The 17323-nt window shown below is 57.1% G+C and carries 12 protein-coding genes, 3 tRNA genes and 3 rRNA genes; 7 read left to right on the forward strand and 11 right to left on the reverse strand.

Features of this window, described 5'->3' with window-relative positions; genetic code table 11:
* The first annotated feature begins 35 nt into the window (after positions 1-35).
* The 3 genes from VX159_RS12655 (at position 36) to VX159_RS12665 (ending at position 3574) form a co-directional block, all read left to right on the forward strand.
* A complete protein-coding gene (locus VX159_RS12655) occupies positions 36-1880 on the forward strand; it encodes a phosphoenolpyruvate carboxykinase (GTP) (RefSeq protein ID WP_371323250.1) in 1845 nt (614 codons plus the stop codon).
* A gap of 83 nt (positions 1881-1963) precedes the next feature.
* Positions 1964-2365, forward strand: coding sequence for an adenosylmethionine decarboxylase (gene speD, locus VX159_RS12660; protein ID WP_371323251.1), 402 nt, complete (start codon positions 1964-1966; stop codon positions 2363-2365).
* Positions 2366-2374: 9 nt separating this feature from the next.
* The gene (locus tag VX159_RS12665) at positions 2375-3574 is read left to right on the forward strand and encodes a pyridoxal phosphate-dependent aminotransferase (RefSeq protein WP_371323252.1); all 1200 of its coding nucleotides are present in this window, start codon (positions 2375-2377) and stop codon (positions 3572-3574) included.
* Here VX159_RS12665 and ampD read toward each other — a convergent pair.
* The 6 genes from ampD to ispB form a co-directional block, all read right to left on the reverse strand.
* Positions 3545-4135, reverse strand: coding sequence for a 1,6-anhydro-N-acetylmuramyl-L-alanine amidase AmpD (gene ampD / locus VX159_RS12670; RefSeq protein WP_371323253.1), 591 nt, complete (start codon positions 4133-4135; stop codon positions 3545-3547). The genes VX159_RS12665 and ampD overlap by 30 nt on opposite strands.
* Positions 4132-5490, reverse strand: coding sequence for a sigma-54-dependent transcriptional regulator (locus VX159_RS12675; RefSeq protein WP_371323254.1), 1359 nt, complete (start codon positions 5488-5490; stop codon positions 4132-4134). Before VX159_RS12675 ends, ampD begins: the two co-directional genes overlap by 4 nt.
* Positions 5448-7052: a PAS domain-containing sensor histidine kinase gene (locus tag VX159_RS12680; RefSeq protein ID WP_371323255.1), complete on the reverse strand. Its 1605-nt coding sequence runs from the start codon at positions 7050-7052 to the stop codon at positions 5448-5450. Before VX159_RS12680 ends, VX159_RS12675 begins: the two co-directional genes overlap by 43 nt.
* Complete coding sequence (locus VX159_RS12685) at positions 7049-7267, reverse strand: PP0621 family protein (RefSeq protein WP_371323256.1); 219 nt, start codon at positions 7265-7267, stop codon at positions 7049-7051. The genes VX159_RS12680 and VX159_RS12685 overlap by 4 nt, the downstream gene beginning before the upstream one ends.
* Positions 7268-7339: 72 nt before the next feature.
* Positions 7340-7416: transfer RNA gene (locus VX159_RS12690), tRNA-Pro, on the reverse strand.
* Between the two features lie 16 nt (positions 7417-7432).
* Positions 7433-8401 carry an octaprenyl diphosphate synthase gene (gene ispB / locus VX159_RS12695; protein ID WP_371323257.1) on the reverse strand — a complete coding sequence of 323 codons (969 nt, stop codon included), beginning with the start codon at positions 8399-8401 and terminating at the stop codon, positions 7433-7435.
* 174 nt (positions 8402-8575) lie between these two features.
* Between ispB and VX159_RS12700 the strand changes: the two genes are divergently transcribed.
* Both VX159_RS12700 and VX159_RS12705 read left to right on the forward strand, forming a co-directional pair.
* Positions 8576-9685 (forward strand): HD domain-containing phosphohydrolase, encoded by a 1110-nt coding sequence (locus VX159_RS12700; protein WP_371323258.1) that lies wholly within the window; start codon positions 8576-8578, stop codon positions 9683-9685.
* On the forward strand, positions 9682-10455 hold the full coding sequence (locus tag VX159_RS12705; RefSeq protein ID WP_371323259.1) for a ThiF family adenylyltransferase: 774 nt from the start codon (positions 9682-9684) through the stop codon (positions 10453-10455). Before VX159_RS12700 ends, VX159_RS12705 begins: the two co-directional genes overlap by 4 nt.
* A gap of 169 nt (positions 10456-10624) precedes the next feature.
* On the opposite strand, the gene rrf is transcribed toward VX159_RS12705, so the two are convergent.
* From rrf to VX159_RS12730, 5 genes are all read right to left on the reverse strand, one after another.
* A 5S ribosomal RNA gene (rrf, locus tag VX159_RS12710) occupies positions 10625-10738 on the reverse strand.
* A gap of 95 nt (positions 10739-10833) precedes the next feature.
* Positions 10834-13711: ribosomal RNA gene (locus tag VX159_RS12715) — 23S ribosomal RNA — on the reverse strand.
* 213 nt (positions 13712-13924) lie between these two features.
* A tRNA-Ala gene (locus VX159_RS12720) sits at positions 13925-14000 on the reverse strand.
* A 35-nt stretch (positions 14001-14035) separates the two neighbouring features.
* Positions 14036-14112 (reverse strand) — tRNA-Ile (locus VX159_RS12725).
* Between the two features lie 64 nt (positions 14113-14176).
* Positions 14177-15712: ribosomal RNA gene (locus tag VX159_RS12730) — 16S ribosomal RNA — on the reverse strand.
* The 16S, 23S and 5S rRNA genes sit together here with 2 tRNA genes alongside, the layout of an rRNA operon.
* A gap of 463 nt (positions 15713-16175) precedes the next feature.
* On the opposite strand from VX159_RS12730, the gene VX159_RS12735 reads away from it, so the two are divergent.
* Together VX159_RS12735 and VX159_RS12740 are read left to right on the forward strand one after the other, a co-directional pair.
* The gene (locus VX159_RS12735) at positions 16176-16922 is read left to right on the forward strand and encodes a DUF6776 family protein (RefSeq protein WP_371323260.1); all 747 of its coding nucleotides are present in this window, start codon (positions 16176-16178) and stop codon (positions 16920-16922) included.
* Positions 16903-17313: a polymer-forming cytoskeletal protein gene (locus VX159_RS12740; protein ID WP_371323261.1), complete on the forward strand. Its 411-nt coding sequence runs from the start codon at positions 16903-16905 to the stop codon at positions 17311-17313. Before VX159_RS12735 ends, VX159_RS12740 begins: the two co-directional genes overlap by 20 nt.
* Positions 17314-17323: the final 10 nt, after the last annotated feature.

Below are 17323 nucleotides of genomic sequence, written 5' to 3' on the forward strand. Positions count from 1 at the left end.
AGCTATTTCAGTAACTTAGAGAGAGACACACTGCCATGACCGCACCGCTGAATGCTCCTGCTTACGTTAAACACGAAGGCCTGAAACAGTGGGTGGCTCAAATTGCCGAGCTGACCCAACCCGACCGCATCTACTGGGCCGATGGTTCGCAAGAGGAGTATGACCGCCTGTGCGCCGAGATGGTTGAGGCCGGCACCCTGATCAAGCTGAACGAAGAAAAGCGCCCGAACTCCTATCTCGCTTTCTCCGATCCGTCCGACGTTGCCCGCGTCGAAGATCGCACCTACATCTGCTCGCAGAATAAAGAAGACGCCGGCCCGACCAACAACTGGGAAGACCCGGCCAAGATGCGCGAAACCCTGAACGGTCTGTTCAAGGGCTGCATGAAGGGGCGTACCCTGTACGTCATTCCGTTCTCGATGGGCCCGCTGGGTTCGCCGATTGCCCACATTGGCGTCGAGATTTCCGACTCCGCCTACGTGGTGGTCAACATGCGCACCATGACCCGCATGGGCAAGGCCGTGTTCGACGTGCTCGGTACCGATGGCGAATTCGTGCCTTGCGTGCATACCGTCGGCGCGCCGCTGGAGCCGGGCCAGGCTGACGTCAAGTGGCCGTGCAACCCGACCGTCAAATACATCGTGCACTACCCGGAAACCCGTGAAATCTGGTCCTACGGTTCCGGCTACGGCGGCAACGCCCTGCTCGGCAAGAAGTGCTTCGCCCTGCGTATCGCCTCGACTATGGCTCGCGATCAGGGTTGGCTGGCCGAACACATGCTGATCCTCGGCGTCGAATCGCCGGAAGGTGAAAAATCCTACGTCGCGGCAGCCTTCCCGTCGGCCTGCGGCAAGACCAACTTCGCCATGCTGATCCCGCCCGAGCCGCTCAACGGCTGGAAGATCACCACCATCGGTGACGACATCGCCTGGATCAAGCCGCGCGTCGATGCCGACGGCGTTACCCGCTTCTACGCGATCAACCCGGAAGCCGGCTTCTTCGGCGTCGCCCCGGGCACCTCGGCCAAGACCAACTACAACGCCCTGGCTACGCTCAAGGAAAACATCATCTTCACCAACGTCGCGCTGACCGACGACGGCGACGTGTGGTGGGAAGGCCTGACCAAGGAAGCCCCGGCACACCTGATTGACTGGCAGGGCAACGACTGGACGCCGGAAGACGGCAAGGCTGGCAAGAAGGCCGCCCACGCCAACTCCCGCTTCACCGCCCCGGCCAACCAGTGCCCGTCGGTCGACGCTGCCTGGGAAGATCCTGCCGGCGTGCCGATTTCCGCCTTCATCTTCGGCGGTCGTCGCGCCACCACCGTGCCGCTGGTCTACCAGGCCTTCAACTGGAACTATGGTGTCTACATGGCCGCCACCCTGGGCTCTGAAACTACCGCCGCCGCTTTCGGCCAGCAGGGCGTGGTCCGTCGCGATCCGTTCGCGATGCTGCCCTTCTGCGGCTACCACATGGGCGACTACTTCAACCACTGGTTGAAGATGGGCAAGACCGTTGATGCCACGCCGAAGATTTTCTGCGTGAACTGGTTCCGTATGGATGCTGATGGCAACTTCATGTGGCCTGGCTTTGGCGACAACATGCGTGTCCTGAAGTGGATCGTTGATCGCTGCAAGGGCAAGGTTGCCGCCCAGGAAACCGCGCTCGGCTGGATGCCGAAGTTCGAAGACATCGACTGGAGCGGCCTGAACATTTCCAAGGAAGAGTTCGAAGCCCTGACCAGCATCGACGCCGATGCCTGGAAGGCCGAACTGGCCGGCCACAAGGAGTGGTTCGACAAGATGGGCGAAAAGCTGCCGAAGGAATTCAACCTGAAGCGCGAACTGTTCGAAATGGCACTGTTCAAGGACGCTGCCTAAGTCTTTCCGGCTCCGTCCGGATCAGAGCATTGCAAGGCCGCAGAGCAATCTGCGGCCTTTTTCCTTCCCTGCCCATGAACACGATGCCGCCTCTGCCCGCCTCCGCCGTAAGCGGCCAGCACTGGACGCTGGATCTCTCCGGCTGCGCCTGCCCGGCCCGCCTGCTGCGCGAGCGCAACTATCTGGAAGAAGTCTGTCGCGCGGCCTGCCAAAGCGTCGGCCTGAATGTCGTCGGCAGCCTCTTCCATCAGTTCGAGCCGGTCGGGGTCACCGGCGTCGTCCTGCTCGCCGAATCCCACCTGTCGGTGCACACCTGGCCTGACCAGAGCTTCGTCGCGCTGGACGTTTATGTCTGCAACCACCTTAACGACAATACCGCCAAAGGCGCCGCCCTGGTTGGCCGCATGCGCGAACTGTTCCAGCCAGCCCATAGCGATGACAACCAACTCTCCCGGCGCAGTATTGGCGCCCCTCTGACGCTCTGACTTCCCTTTATGAACACATTTTCGCCCCTGCCCGCTGCCGACCGCCTCAAGGAGATCGAGCCGTTTCACGTGGTCGAACTGCTGACCCGTGCCCGCCAGCTCGAAGCCGCCGGCCGCGACATCATCCACATGGAAGTCGGCGAACCCGATTTCCCCACCCCGGAGCCGATCGCCAACGCAGCAATCGCAGCCATCCGTGCCGGCCAAACCCTGTACACCCCAGCCCTCGGGCTGCCCGAGCTACGCGCGGCGATTGCTGATTTTTACCGCACCCGCTATGGCATCGAGCTACCGGCCAGCCGCATCGCGGTCACGGCCGGCGCCTCCGGGGCGCTCAATCTGGCCTTTGCCAGCCTCGCCAACCCGGGCCGCGAATGGCTGCTGGCCGATCCCGGCTATCCTTGCAACCGCCACATTTTGCGCACTTACGAAGGTCGACCGTGTGCCTTGCCGGTAGGCCCGGACAGCAACTTCCAGCCAACCCCGGCGCAGGTCGCAGCGGCCTGGAACGAACACACTGCCGGCCTGCTGGTAGCCTCGCCGGCCAACCCGACCGGCACCCTGCTCAGCCTCGACCAGATCAAGGCATTGGCCGAATGCGTGCGCGAGCGCCAGGGACATTTCCTGGTCGATGAGATTTATCACGGCCTGACCTACCCGGACGCAGGCGACGGCAGCGCCGAAACACCGACTGCATGCGCCGCCGGAGACGACATCTGGGTAATCAACAGCTTTTCCAAGTATTTCCAGATGACTGGCTGGCGCCTCGGCTGGATGGTGATCCCCGAAGCCTACGTCCGCGATGTCGAAAAGCTGGCGCAAAACCTGACCCTGTGCCCACCGACGGTGGCACAGCACGCCGCACTCGCGGCCTTTGCCCCGGAAACCATTGCTCTACTGGAGGCCCGCCGCGCCGAATTCCGCGCCCGCCGCGATTTTCTTGCACCGGCGCTGGAGGCCATCGGCCTGCGCGTGGTGGCCCGCCCGGAAGGTGCCTTTTATCTCTATTGCGACTGCTCTGCCGTCGCCACCGACAGTTTTGCGCTCGCCCGCGACCTGCTCGAACAGGCTGGCGTCGCCGCCACTCCGGGCCTCGACTTTGGCAGCAACCAGCCCGAGCGCCATATCCGCTTCGCCTACACCACGGGGATTCCCCGGCTGGCCGAAGCAGTCGAGCGCTTACGCCACTACTTCGCCCGGCAGGCTTAAATCCGGGTGGCGGCGCTGTAGCGCCGCCCAGTCAAAATGTGGCCCGGGGTCGCTCTTGCGCCCCGGTGCCACGTGCTCGTGCCCGGCGACCGCCGTCAGCGGATAACGTTCGCGCAAGGCTGCCAGCAGATGCCAGAGGGTCTGGTACTGGGCGGCAGTAAAAGGCAACTCATCGCAGCCTGCCAGCTCAATCCCGAGGGAATAGTCGTTGCAGTTGGCCCGCCCCTGCCAGACTGACTGCCCGGCATGCCAGGCGCGCCAGTCGGCGCCGACCGCTTGCACCAGTTCGCCATCGCGGCGGATGTAGAAATGTGCCGACACCTGCAGGTTTGAAATTTGCGCAAAATACGGGTCGACCGTGGGCGGCAGCCGATTCTGGAAAAAAGCCTCAACCCAGCGGCCGGAAAACAGCCCAGGCGGCAAACTGATATTGTGCAGAACCACCAGGTTGACCACGGTCGACGCCGGTCGCGGGCCAAAATTGGGCGAGAAACACCAGCGCGCTCCGAGTAGCCAACCTCCCGGCCGCCAGACCCGAGGCCTCTCTTCCGCCCGATTCATTCGATCCCCAGGCGTTCGAGACGGTAGCGCAGCGAACGGAAGCTGACCCCGAGCGCCCGCGCCGCTGCCGTCCGATTCCCCTCGCAGTGCAACAAGGCCTCCATGATCGCCTCGCGTTCCAGCCGATTGAGGTAGGCATCCAGGGTCTCGCTCCCCCGCTCCGGCGGCGGCAACAACTCCCCGGCCTCGCCGGCAGGGTCGAGACGCAGGTCGCCAGCCTCGATCCGTTCGCCGCTGGCCAGGGCCACCGCACGTTCAAGAATATTTTCCAGCTCCCGGACATTGCCGGGAAAGGAATAGCGCTGCAGCAACGCCAAAGCTTCCTGACACAAGGCCGGAGCCCCTTCGCCCAACTGCCGCCGCAGCAGCATGGCGACCAATTCGGGAATATCCTCGGGGCGCTCGCGCAAGGACGGCATGTGCAACTCGATCACGTTGAGCCGGTAATAGAGGTCCTGGCGGAACAGCCCCTTGTCGACGCACTCGCGAAGGTTCTTGTGGGTTGCACAAATGATCCGCACATCGACCGGCTCTTCAACCACGCTACCAACCTTGCGCACCTTCTTTTCCTGTATCGCCCGCAGCAATTTCACCTGCATGGCCAAGGGGAGATCGGCCACCTCGTCGAGAAACAGGGTGCCGCCATCAGCAGCCTGGAAAAACCCCTCGCGATCGCTATCGGCACCAGTAAAAGCTCCTTTCCGATAGCCGAAGAATTCGCTTTCCATCAGGTTTTCCGGAATGGCGCCGCAATTCACCGGAACAAAAGCGGCCGCACTGCGCATCCCCAGCGCGTGAATCTGACGGGCAGCCAATTCCTTGCCGCTACCCGACTCGCCGGAAACGTAAACCGGTGCCTGGCTGCGCGCAAGTTTGCCGATGGTTTCGCGCACCTGCTGCATCGCCGGCGAATGTCCGAGCAACAACACTTCTGCCTCGCCGACCGGCGCCTCTCCGGGCAAACGCAAAGCCGACTTGACCAGTGCCCGCAATTGATCGAGCCCGACCGGCTTGGCCAAATAGTCAAAGGCTCCGGCCTTCAATGCAGCAACTGCATTTTCGGCGCTGCCGAATGCAGTAATCACGGCCACCGGCGTACGCGGACTACATTCGAGAATGTGGCGGACGATCTCCAGGCCGTCACCGTCAGGCAAGCGCATGTCGGTAAGGCAAAGATCGAAATGTCCGGCCGCCAGCGCTGCCCGAGCCTCGGCAACACTGCCGGCAGACTCGGCTGCCAAGCCCATTCGCGATAGCGTCAGATCAATCAATTCACGAATATCCGCCTCGTCATCGACGATGAGAACCCGGCTCAGCGGTTGCCGTCCGCTACGTTCGTTTCTGGCTGCCGACACGCTTCGCCTCTCCCTGCAATGATGAAATGCGCTCCCCGCTCAACCGGCAATAAATCCAGCGTGGCACCGTTGGCCGCACAGAGTTCGCGAGCAATGAACAGTCCCAGTCCCGTCCCTTGATGATGGGTGGTAAAGAAGGGCTCGAATATCTTGTCGCGATCGGCGGCGGCAATACCCGGACCGTCATCGCGCAGATGCAATTCTACCCGTCCTGGTAGCGCCCCCGGGAGCACCCGCATATGCACCGCGCCCGGGCGCCGCGAAGCATGCCGCAGGGCATTGGCCAATAAATTCCACAGCACCTGACGCAGCTGCGAACGGTCAAAATACAGAGTGGTCTCGCTTTCTGCGCCCAATACCACGACGCCTGGCTCCAGTTGTTCGCACTGGGCAAACTCATCGAGGAAAGTACGGCAAAATTCACCCAGCGCCAAGCATTCCGGCATCGTCTCGCGTTGCCTCCCCAGATCAAGCACATCGCGGACAATCCGGTCGAGCCGCCCGACATTGTCGCCGACGATGCGGAGCAAGCGCTGGGCCAGCGGATCACGGCACTCTTCGCGTAACAATTCGCCAGCATGCGCAATCGACGCCAATGGATTGCGGATTTCGTGGGCAATGCTGGCGGTCAAACGCCCCAGCGCAGCCAACTTGAGTTGCTGTGCCTGTGCACGAATCCGCCCCAGGTCTTCAAGAAAGACCAGCGCCTCTCCATCGCTACTATCCGTGGCTTCAAAACGTGCCCGCCATTCGCCACCTTGCGCCAGCGTAAATTCGATGCTGGGTGAACCGCTCCCCGTCCGCCAGGCCGCCAACCCGGCATCGACTGCGGCCGGCAGCCGAAGCTGCCCGTGGTCGCCGATACCCATTAATTGGGCAGCAACCGGATTGTTGCGCAAGACCTGCCCACCAAGCCCGACTATCAGCACCCCATCCTGCATGCGCTCGACCACACGCTGACTGATCCGGATCTGGTTTTCCAGCGCCACCCCGCGTCGCTTGGCCAGTTCCTCATTCGCCATCAGCCTTTGCCCGAGCAGACGGGCAAGAATTGCCGTTGCGAAGAATGCAGCCGAAACCAGCCCGGCATGAAAGAGTGAGGAAAAGTCCGCCACATTGGCCAGAATTACCGCCACCTGAGCCGCCAGCACGGCGAGTGTTGCCTGAGCAGCATACAGCAACACCAGGCGCCCGCGCCCAACCAGACTGGCTGCAGCCAGACTGACCAGCATCAATATGCCGAGGCCACTGACCACACCACCGGCACGATAAAGCAGCAACCCAGATAGCAGCACATCAACCAGTACCTGGAAGGAAAGCTGGGCATTAAAATGCCGCTGCCAATGTATCGAAAGCAAAAGCCCGCCAACCACCAGCGAGGCATAAAGGGAGAGCGGGAAAATCAGCCCCTGCGAGGCCAGGCCAAGCGAGCGAATCACCCAGTCACTGGGCGTCACGATGACCAGAAAAAACAGCGCGGTCAGAATCAGCCGATAAAGATTGAAATACTGGAAAGAGCGCCAGTTGGCCTCCCAAGTGGCCGATAGCCAGTGCTGCTTCACTGTCCGGATGCCCGACGATGCTCGGATGAGCAATAGTGGCGCCCGCCCGCTTCTTCGCCGTCACTGGCCGGGAAATGAACGCCGCAGTAGGCACAGCAATACATGGATTCTGGCGGCTTCTGCTCCGCTCGGATATCGTTGCCACCGGAAACGGCTGGCCGGCGGAAAATCCACCACAGAACAGCCAGAAAAACGAGCAGCAGCAAATACTTCATCTGCGAAAACCTCGCCAAACGACATCCACAAACAAAAAAAGCCTACGGTAATCCGTAAGCTTTTCAGTTTTTTGGTCGGAGTGACATGATTCGAACATGCGACCCCTGCGTCCCGAACGCAGTGCTCTACCAGGCTGAGCTACACTCCGACATCCGCCGAGAAACTCAGTGGTTTCTCTCAACAGCGAAGAAGCACAATTCTAGCAGGGCTTCTTTGTATTGGGAAGCCCCCAAAGCAAAAATAACCTGTTTTGCTGCCTCAGCTTCGCGCTGGGCACAGGCCCGCGCATGTGCCAGCGCTCCGGTTTCGCGAATTGCCGCCAGCACTTCAGGGAAAGCATCGCGGCCGCCAGTCTCGATGGCTTGACGAACACAGGCTGCCTGTTCCGGATTGCCATGCTGCATCACGTAAATCAGCGGCAGGGTCGGCTTGCCTTCGGCCAGGTCGTCGCCCAGATGCTTGCCCGTGTCGGCCTCCTGCCCGGAGTAGTCGAGAACATCGTCGATCAGCTGGAAAGCCGTTCCCAAGTGCATGCCATAGGCAGCCATCGCCGCTTCCAGCTCCGGCGGAGCATCACAGAGGATCGCCCCCAGGCGAGCAGCCGCCTCGAACAATTTGGCGGTCTTGTAATGAATGACCTGCATGTACCGCGCCTCGTCCACATCGGCGTCATGGCAATTCATCAACTGCAGGACTTCGCCTTCCGCGATCACGTTGGTGGCATCGGACAACACTTGCATCACGCGCATGTTGTCGACGGCAACCATCATCTGGAAAGCACGGGAATACAGGAAATCGCCAACCAGTACACTGGCGGCATTGCCAAAAGCAGCATTGGCAGTATCGCGGCCGCGCCGTAGCGCCGATTCGTCCACTACGTCGTCGTGCAACAAGGTCGCGGTATGAATGAACTCAACCACCGCTGCCAAGTCGTGATGCCGGGTCCCCTGGTAACCTAGCGCACCGGCGACCAGCAGCAACAAGGCCGGGCGCATCCGCTTGCCACCGCTGCCGATGATATATTCGGCAACCTGCCGGACCAAAACGACATCGGAATAAAGTCGTTCGCGAATGACCGCATCGACGGCCTTCATGTCTTGCCCGATCAGGGCATAAAGCTGTTCCAATGTCACGGTAGGCAACCCTTTGCTGAAGCGCGGAATGTTAGGCGCCCAACCCACCCGCGTCAAGGGTTCGCCCCGCCTATAAACGAGTGAATCACAACGAACAGAGTACGCTTTCGGCTAAACTGACAAAACCAGCAGCTGTAGTCACTTAGCCATCTAATCTGCCGCAGGGAGAAGATCATGAATAGCCGTTCATTTGCCACTCCGGTCATCCAGGATCGGGAGGCAATGGAAGAGTTTGCCGACGTTTTGAGCGACCGAGCACCAGAGGTTGAACGCGATGTGGCACGCTTGAAAAATCTGGGCGCCGACCGGGAAGTCACCGCCGACCTGTTTCGAGCAATCCACAACATCAAGGGTGATGCCGCCCTGTGCAAATTCCAGATCGGCGTTCTTCTGGCTCACCCAATCGAAAGCCTGATGTCGCGTTTTCGCGATGGAGAGTTTCCATTTTCGGATTTGCTTGCCGAATTAATTCTGCTTTCGATCGATCGCCTCGAACTGGCAACCGATGCGACACTAGGCGGGAAATCGCTGGAACCGCTGCAACTTGAGCAGTTGCTGCAAGGGCTGGAAGAAATCTCGCAGGCGCCCGCCGAGCGAATTGATCCCCTCGCTGCAGACTTGATTGAGGCTGTCACAGGATTTCGTCCAATTAGCGGCAATACGACCGCCCCGGCACCGCGCCCGCTGCCGCAACAAACGTCAGCCCCCGAAGGTCCGGATGAGGATCTGGAGTTTTTCCGCTCGCTCGCACTGCAGTTCGAGAGTCGTTCCCCTCTTTTCAAAGGGAGAACCGCCCGCATCTTGCGCCTGGCACAGGAAACCAATCGCATTGCAGGAAGCCCGGTTGATGCCCAACAACTTGAGGCTGCTGTCTATATGCACGACGTCGGGATGATGCTGCTACCGGAAAGCGTTTGGCTGAAAGTCGGCCGGATGAGCGATGAGGAAAAACAGATTTTGCGCAATCATCCTGGCTTTGCCGCCGGCCTTCTCCAACGCATTCCCGGCTGGGATGCCGCAGCCAGCATGGTTGCCCAGCACCATGAAATGTACGATGGTGGCGGCTACCCGCTAGCCTTGAAACATGAAGAAATCACGCCAGGAGCCAAAATCCTGTCAATCGTCGATGCTTTTGAAGCCGTGATGCTCAAACATATTCATCGGGGAAAAAATCGCTCTGTCTTGCGTGCCATTGCCGAGATAAATGCGGGTAACAAGCAATTCGCACCGGAGTGGATCGGACCTTTCAACGCGGTGATCCGCAAAACACTGGAGAATGCATGAGTAGTCTGCCTGGCGGCGATCGCCGTTTTGGCGGTGTCAGCCGCCTGTACGGCGAAACCGCCGCCAAAAAACTGGAAAACGCCCATATCTGCATTATCGGCATCGGCGGGGTTGGCTCATGGTGCGTGGAGGCCCTCGCGAGAAGCAAAGTCGGTCACTTGACCTTGATCGACCTGGACATGGTCGCCGAGTCGAATACCAACCGACAAATACACGCACTCGACGATATTTACGGACTGGCCAAAGTCGAGGCCATGCGCAGAAGAATCAAGTTGATCAACCCGGATTGCCGGGTCGACTGTATTGAGGATTTTGTCACCCCTGAAAACTGTAGCGAGTTTTTGAGCCAACCATTCTCTGTTGTTATAGACGCAATTGACCAGGTCAAGCCAAAAATTGCCTTGATTATCGAGTGCCGCAAACAACGATTACCGCTTATCGTCGTTGGTGCTGCGGGGGGAAAGCTTGATCCAACCCGGATTCGCAGCAGCGATCTGAGCCAGACCATTCAAGACCCCTTACTTGCTAAGATTCGCTCCCAATTACGGCGCAGCCACAATTTCCCACGTGACCCAAAGAAAAAATTCGGGATCGCCGCAATTTTTTCCGACGAAGCCATGCAGTATCCAGAGAACAAGGGAGCATGCGCTACTGAGCGGACATCTTCCGGCCTCAATTGCGCCGGCTTCGGCTCCTCGGTGTGTGTTACATCCGTTTTTGGGATGATTGCCGCAGCTCAAGCGATCAAATCCATCACTCAGGCTGACTAAAACCCCACCTCTTCCAATTTTCACACTCAGGCTTCGATTTTTCCGAGAAAAATCGAAGCCTGACATTGCGCACAGGAGAGGCGTTGGCGGGGGTAATTAGTTGATTTTTGTAATGGCGAAAGCGAAGAACCCCTCGCTACGGTTGTGTAGGAGGGGTTCTGAATGGGATGTCTGGCGGTGACCTACTTTCGCGAGCGAGGTGCTCACTATCATTGGCGCTCATCTGTTTCACGGTCCTGTTCGGGAAGGGAAGGGGTGGTACCAGAAGGCTATTGCCGCCAGACGGAAACTGGTTGTATTCCGAATGTTGCTATTCGGTGTATTGGAAGAAGGTATTAGTGATTGCGTTTATTGTGTTGCGTGCATTATCAAGGTTATAGGATCAAGCCGCACGGGCAATTAGTACTGGTTAGCTTAACGCATTACTGCGCTTCCACACCCAGCCTATCAACGTCGTGGTCTTCGACGACCCTTTAGGGAGTTCAAGACTCCGGGAAATCTCATCTTAAGGCGAGTTTCACGCTTAGATGCTTTCAGCGTTTATCTCTTCCATTCATAGCTACCCGGCGATACGACTGGCGTCATAACCGGTACACCAGAGGAATGTCCACTCCGGTCCTCTCGTACTAGGAGCAGCCCCCTTCAAATTTCCAGCGCCCACGGCAGATAGGGACCAAACTGTCTCACGACGTTTTAAACCCAGCTCACGTACCTCTTTAAATGGCGAACAGCCATACCCTTGGGACCGGCTACAGCCCCAGGATGAGATGAGCCGACATCGAGGTGCCAAACACCGCCGTCGATATGAACTCTTGGGCGGTATCAGCCTGTTATCCCCAGAGTACCTTTTATCCGTTGAGCGATGGCCCTTCCATACAGAACCACCGGATCACTATGACCTGCTTTCGCACCTGCTCGACTTGTGGGTCTCGCAGTCAAGCACGCTTTTGCCATTGCACTTTATGGGCGATGTCCGACCGCCCTAAGCGTACCTTCGTACTCCTCCGTTACCTTTTGGGAGGAGACCGCCCCAGTCAAACTGCCTACCATGCACGGTCCCCCGCCAGGATTCACTGGCGTAGGTTAGAACCTCAAATAAATCAGGGTGGTATTTCAAGGACGACTCCACCGAGACTAGCGTCCCGGTTTCACAGTCTCCCACCTATCCTACACAGACCGATTCAAAGTCCAATGCAAAGCTACAGTAAAGGTTCATGGGGTCTTTCCGTCTTGCCGCGGGGAGATTGCATCTTCACAAACATTTCAACTTCGCTGAGTCTCAGGAGGAGACAGTGTGGCCATCGTTACGCCATTCGTGCAGGTCGGAACTTACCCGACAAGGAATTTCGCTACCTTAGGACCGTTATAGTTACGGCCGCCGTTTACCGGGGCTTCGATCAAGGGCTTGCACCCCATCACTTAACCTTCCGGCACCGGGCAGGCGTCACACCCTATACGTCCACTTTCGTGTTTGCAGAGTGCTGTGTTTTTATTAAACAGTCGCAGCCACCATTTCACTGCAACCCATTCGTGCTCCAGCCGCAGGGCTATCACACTACTAGGGCACACCTTCTCCCGAAGTTACGGTGTCAATTTGCCGAGTTCCTTCTCCTGAGTTCTCTCAAGCGCCTTAGAATTCTCATCCTGCCCACCTGTGTCGGTTTGCGGTACGGTCGTTTCTAGACTGAAGCTTAGTGGCTTTTCCTGGAAGCTTGGTATCAATCACTTCAGTGCCGTAGCACCTCGTCATCACGCCTCAGATAATTCCCGCGGATTTGCCTACGGGACACTCCTACACGCTTAAACCACCTATTCCAACAGATGGCTGACCTAACCTTCTCCGTCCCCACATCGCATCTAGAACCGGTACAGGAATATTAACCTGTTTCCCATCGACTACGCTTTTCAGCCTCGCCTTAGGGGCCGACTCACCCTACGCCGATGAACGTTGCGTAGGAAACCTTGGGCTTTCGGCGAGCGGGCCTTTCACCCGCTTTATCGCTACTCATGTCAGCATTCGCACTTCTGATATCTCCAGCATCCTTTACAAGACACCTTCACAGACCTACAGAACGCTCCCCTACCATATCTTTCGATATCCGCAGCTTCGGTGCACAGTTTGAGCCCCGTTACATCTTCCGCGCAGGACGACTCGACTAGTGAGCTATTACGCTTTCTTTAAAGGGTGGCTGCTTCTAAGCCAACCTCCTAGCTGTCTATGCCTTCCCACCTCGTTTCCCACTTAACTGTGTCTTAGGGACCTTAGCTGGCGGTCTGGGTTGTTTCCCTCTTGACAATGGACGTTAGCACCCACTGTCTGTCTGCCTTGCTCGCACTTTCCGGTATTCAGAGTTTGCCATGGTTTGGTAAGTCGCAATGACCCCCTAGCCATAACAGTGCTTTACCCCCGGAAGTGATACAAGACGCACTACCTAAATAGTTTTCGGGGAGAACCAGCTATTTCCGGATTTGTTTAGCCTTTCACCCCTATCCACAGCTCATCCCCTAGTTTTTCAACACTAGTGGGTTCGGACCTCCAGTTGGTGTTACCCAACCTTCATCCTGGCCATGGATAGATCATCCGGTTTCGGGTCTACGCCCAGCTACTAAACGCCCTTATCAGACTCGCTTTCGCTACGCCTCCCCTATTCGGTTAAGCTCGCAACTGAACGTAAGTCGCTGACCCATTATACAAAAGGTACGCAGTCACCCCACAAGGAGGCTCCCACTGTTTGTATGCATGCGGTTTCAGGTTCTATTTCACTCCCCTCCCGGGGTTCTTTTCGCCTTTCCCTCACGGTACTAGTTCGCTATCGGTCGATCACGAGTATTTAGCCTTGGAGGATGGTCCCCCCATGTTCAGACAAGGTTTCACGTGCCCCGCCCTACTTTTCTCCAGCTTAGTACCACAGGTGTGTTTTCGCATACGGGGCTATCACCCACTACGGCCGGACTTTCCATTCCGTTCTGCTAACACTCCTGCTATCACTGTCAGGCTCTTCCCTGTTCGCTCGCCACTACTTAGGGAATCTCGGTTGATTTCTTTTCCTCCGGCTACTTAGATGTTTCAGTTCACCGGGTTCGCCTCGCTTACCTATGTATTCAGTAAGCGATACCCTTGCGGGTGGGTTTCCCCATTCGGACATCACGGGATCAATGCTTCGTTGCCAACTCCCCCGTGCTTTTCGCAGGCTTGCACGTCCTTCATCGCCTGTGATCGCCAAGGCATCCACCACATGCACTTAGTCGCTTGATCCTATAACCTTGATGTCTCTTGCGAGACGGTTACAGGCAACTCAATAAACTTTGTGCCGTTTCTGACCTAGCTGTAAGCCAGAAACAGATGCAATCACTGTGTAAGTCGCTTCTCATCAAAGCGCTTACAACCTTCTTCCAATTTGTTAAAGAACAGTAGCAATTTGTTTTACCAAACGCTAAAGATAAACAACCCATGCTTATCTTTAGGTTTTGGTGGAGGATGACGGGATCGAACCGACGACCCCCTGCTTGCAAAGCAGGTGCTCTCCCAGCTGAGCTAATCCCCCGTTAAACACGTATTCATGTTTATCTGATAGACGTTTGGTGGGTCTGGTTGGAATCGAACCAACGACCCCCGCCTTATCAAGACGGTGCTCTAACCGACTGAGCTACAGACCCTCCGTCTGTTTGCTACTTCTATGAACAACCGATAGGTTGTGGGTGCCAGGATGCTTTTCTCTAGAAAGGAGGTGATCCAGCCGCAGGTTCCCCTACGGCTACCTTGTTACGACTTCACCCCAGTCATGAACCCTGCCGTGGTAAGCGCCCCCCTTGCGGTTAGGCTACCTACTTCTGGCAGAACCCACTCCCATGGTGTGACGGGCGGTGTGTACAAGACCCGGGAACGTATTCACCGCGACATGCTGATCCGCGATTACTAGCGATTCCGACTTCATGGAGGCGAGTTGCAGCCTCCAATCCGGACTACGATCGGCTTTCTGGGATTGGCTCCACCTCGCGGCTTGGCAACCCTCTGTACCGACCATTGTATGACGTGTGAAGCCCTACCCATAAGGGCCATGAGGACTTGACGTCATCCCCACCTTCCTCCGGTTTGTCACCGGCAGTCTCGCTAAAGTGCCCAACTTAATGATGGCAATTAACGACAAGGGTTGCGCTCGTTGCGGGACTTAACCCAACATCTCACGACACGAGCTGACGACAGCCATGCAGCACCTGTGTTCCAGTTCCCTTTCGGGCACACCCAAATCTCTTCAGGCTTCTGAACATGTCAAGGGTAGGTAAGGTTTTTCGCGTTGCATCGAATTAATCCACATCATCCACCGCTTGTGCGGGTCCCCGTCAATTCCTTTGAGTTTTAACCTTGCGGCCGTACTCCCCAGGCGGTCAACTTCACGCGTTAGCTACGTTACTAAAGGGTTTTACCCCCCCAACAACTAGTTGACATCGTTTAGGGCGTGGACTACCAGGGTATCTAATCCTGTTTGCTACCCACGCTTTCGTGCATGAGCGTCAGTATCGGCCCAGGGGGCTGCCTTCGCCATCGGTGTTCCTCCACATCTCTACGCATTTCACTGCTACACGTGGAATTCCACCCCCCTCTGCCGTACTCTAGTGAGGCAGTCACAAGCGCAGTTCCCAGGTTGAGCCCGGGGATTTCACGCCTGTCTTACCAAACCGCCTGCGCACGCTTTACGCCCAGTAATTCCGATTAACGCTCGCACCCTACGTATTACCGCGGCTGCTGGCACGTAGTTAGCCGGTGCTTCTTATTCCGGTACCGTCATCCATGTAGGGTATTAGCCCACACGATTTCTTCCCGGCCGAAAGAGCTTTACAACCCGAAGGCCTTCTTCACTCACGCGGCATGGCTGGATCAGGCTTTCGCCCATTGTCCAAAATTCCCCACTGCTGCCTCCCGTAGGAGTCTGGGCCGTGTCTCAGTCCCAGTGTGGCGGATCATCCTCTCAGACCCGCTACAGATCGTCGCCTTGGTAGGCCTTTACCCCACCAACTAGCTAATCTGATATCGGCCGCTCTATCAGCGCAAGGCCCGAAGGTCCCCTGCTTTCCTCCTCAGAGAATATGCGGTATTAGCGTAACTTTCGCTACGTTATCCCCCACTGAAAGGTACGTTCCGATACTTTACTCACCCGTTCGCCACTCGCCGGCACCCGAAGGTCCGCTGCCGTTCGACTTGCATGTGTAAGGCATGCCGCCAGCGTTCAATCTGAGCCAGGATCAAACTCTTCAGTTCAATCCAACAAACTCGCAAATTCACTGACGGTAGATTTCTCTACCTATTACTCGGTGTATTTGCCTTAATACTATTTGCGATTGCTCGCTTTCGCATCAAGACACCCACACCTATCGGTTGTCCAAATTGTTAAAGATCACTACCGCGCCAACTCGTCGTTTCAAACAACTCGTCGTCTGCAGCAGAGAAGCGAGATTATGAACAACTCCTCACTTCTCGTCAAGCACTTTTTTAAAATTTCTTTTTCGAAACCGCCGAAAAACAATACCTAAAAAACCGCTTCACTCTTCGCCGCTTCGCTTCCTGACTCGTTTCCGAATCCCCGTCGCGTCGAAGAGGTGCGCATTCTACTCAACTTTAAAAATACGTCAACACCCTGGGCAAAAAATAGTTGCACCGAACTTGGCGCCAATGGTGACTTGCCCCTGTTCGCCGACTATGCCAAAGTCGGCGCTTCCCAACCATGATGCCGGTGCAATCCGGTTCATCAGTATTAATGAAACTGCGCAGACTCCATCGGCGGTTCGGCATCGCCGCCCCTCAACTGGTCATTCGCAACCAGATTCCCTGGCAATGGATGCTTGTCACCAGCCTTTTCTGGCTGTGCATCCTGTTGATTTCCCACTGGCTGGACAGCGCCGCCGATCATGCAGATACCCGCGAACTGCGACAGGAAATCTACAAATTGCGTAACGAGGTGGGTGAGTTGAACGTCCGCAGCAATACTGCGGGCAATGTCGTCAATATTGAAAAGGCCACACAGCAACAGTTGGCCAACCGCATTCAGACCCTCGAAAGGGAAAATGCCGCTCTTAAAGAAGACATCCGGCTGTTTGAACGCCTCATCCCGCAAGCCGGCGAAGAAGGACAGGTCCGTATCGATAGCGCCCAGATCAGCAAGGATGGCGACAGCTATCGTTATCGCGCGGTATTCGGTTACCGCCCCAGCAAGCAGGCGCCCATCTATAAAGGACGGCTACAACTGGCGATTACTCTTGCTGACGGCAGCACTTTGCTGTTTCCCGAAAGTCGCGACCAAGAAGCTTTCACTCTCGAGGTCAAGCATTTCACCAGACGCGAGGGCCGCCTTGAGCTCCCGAGCGATGCCGAGCCGGTAAGTGCCGAATTCCGTGTATTACAGGGTGATACACTTCGCAGCAAGCATATTGAGCCGATTAAAGGGAGCAAGCATGTTCGGACGCAAAACTGAAGGCAAACCGCCCAGCAAGATCGATAGCCTGATCGGTGCGGGCACCATGATTGAAGGCAATATCCGGTTTGCCGGCGGACTGCGGGTTGACGGCGAGATCAAGGGGAATGTTGAAGCCACCGAAAGCGGATCTGCCTCGGTGCTGGTGATCAGCGAAAAAGCCCAGATCGAAGGCGCAGTCAATGTCGACCATATGATCATCAGCGGCACCGTTGTCGGCCCGGTCAAGGTACAAACTTCGATCGAAATGCATCCCAAGGCCCGAATTATTGGCGATGTTGAATACGACACCATCGAAATGCATCAGGGAGCAATTATTGAAGGCCACCTGGTTCATCGGCCGAGCCGGGCCGCGGAACCAACCGAAAGTCCGGCTGATCAAACCGTTTGACCGAGTTCTC

This window comes from Dechloromonas sp. ZY10, from assembly GCF_041378895.1.
Lineage (GTDB): Bacteria > Pseudomonadota > Gammaproteobacteria > Burkholderiales > Rhodocyclaceae > Azonexus > Azonexus aquae.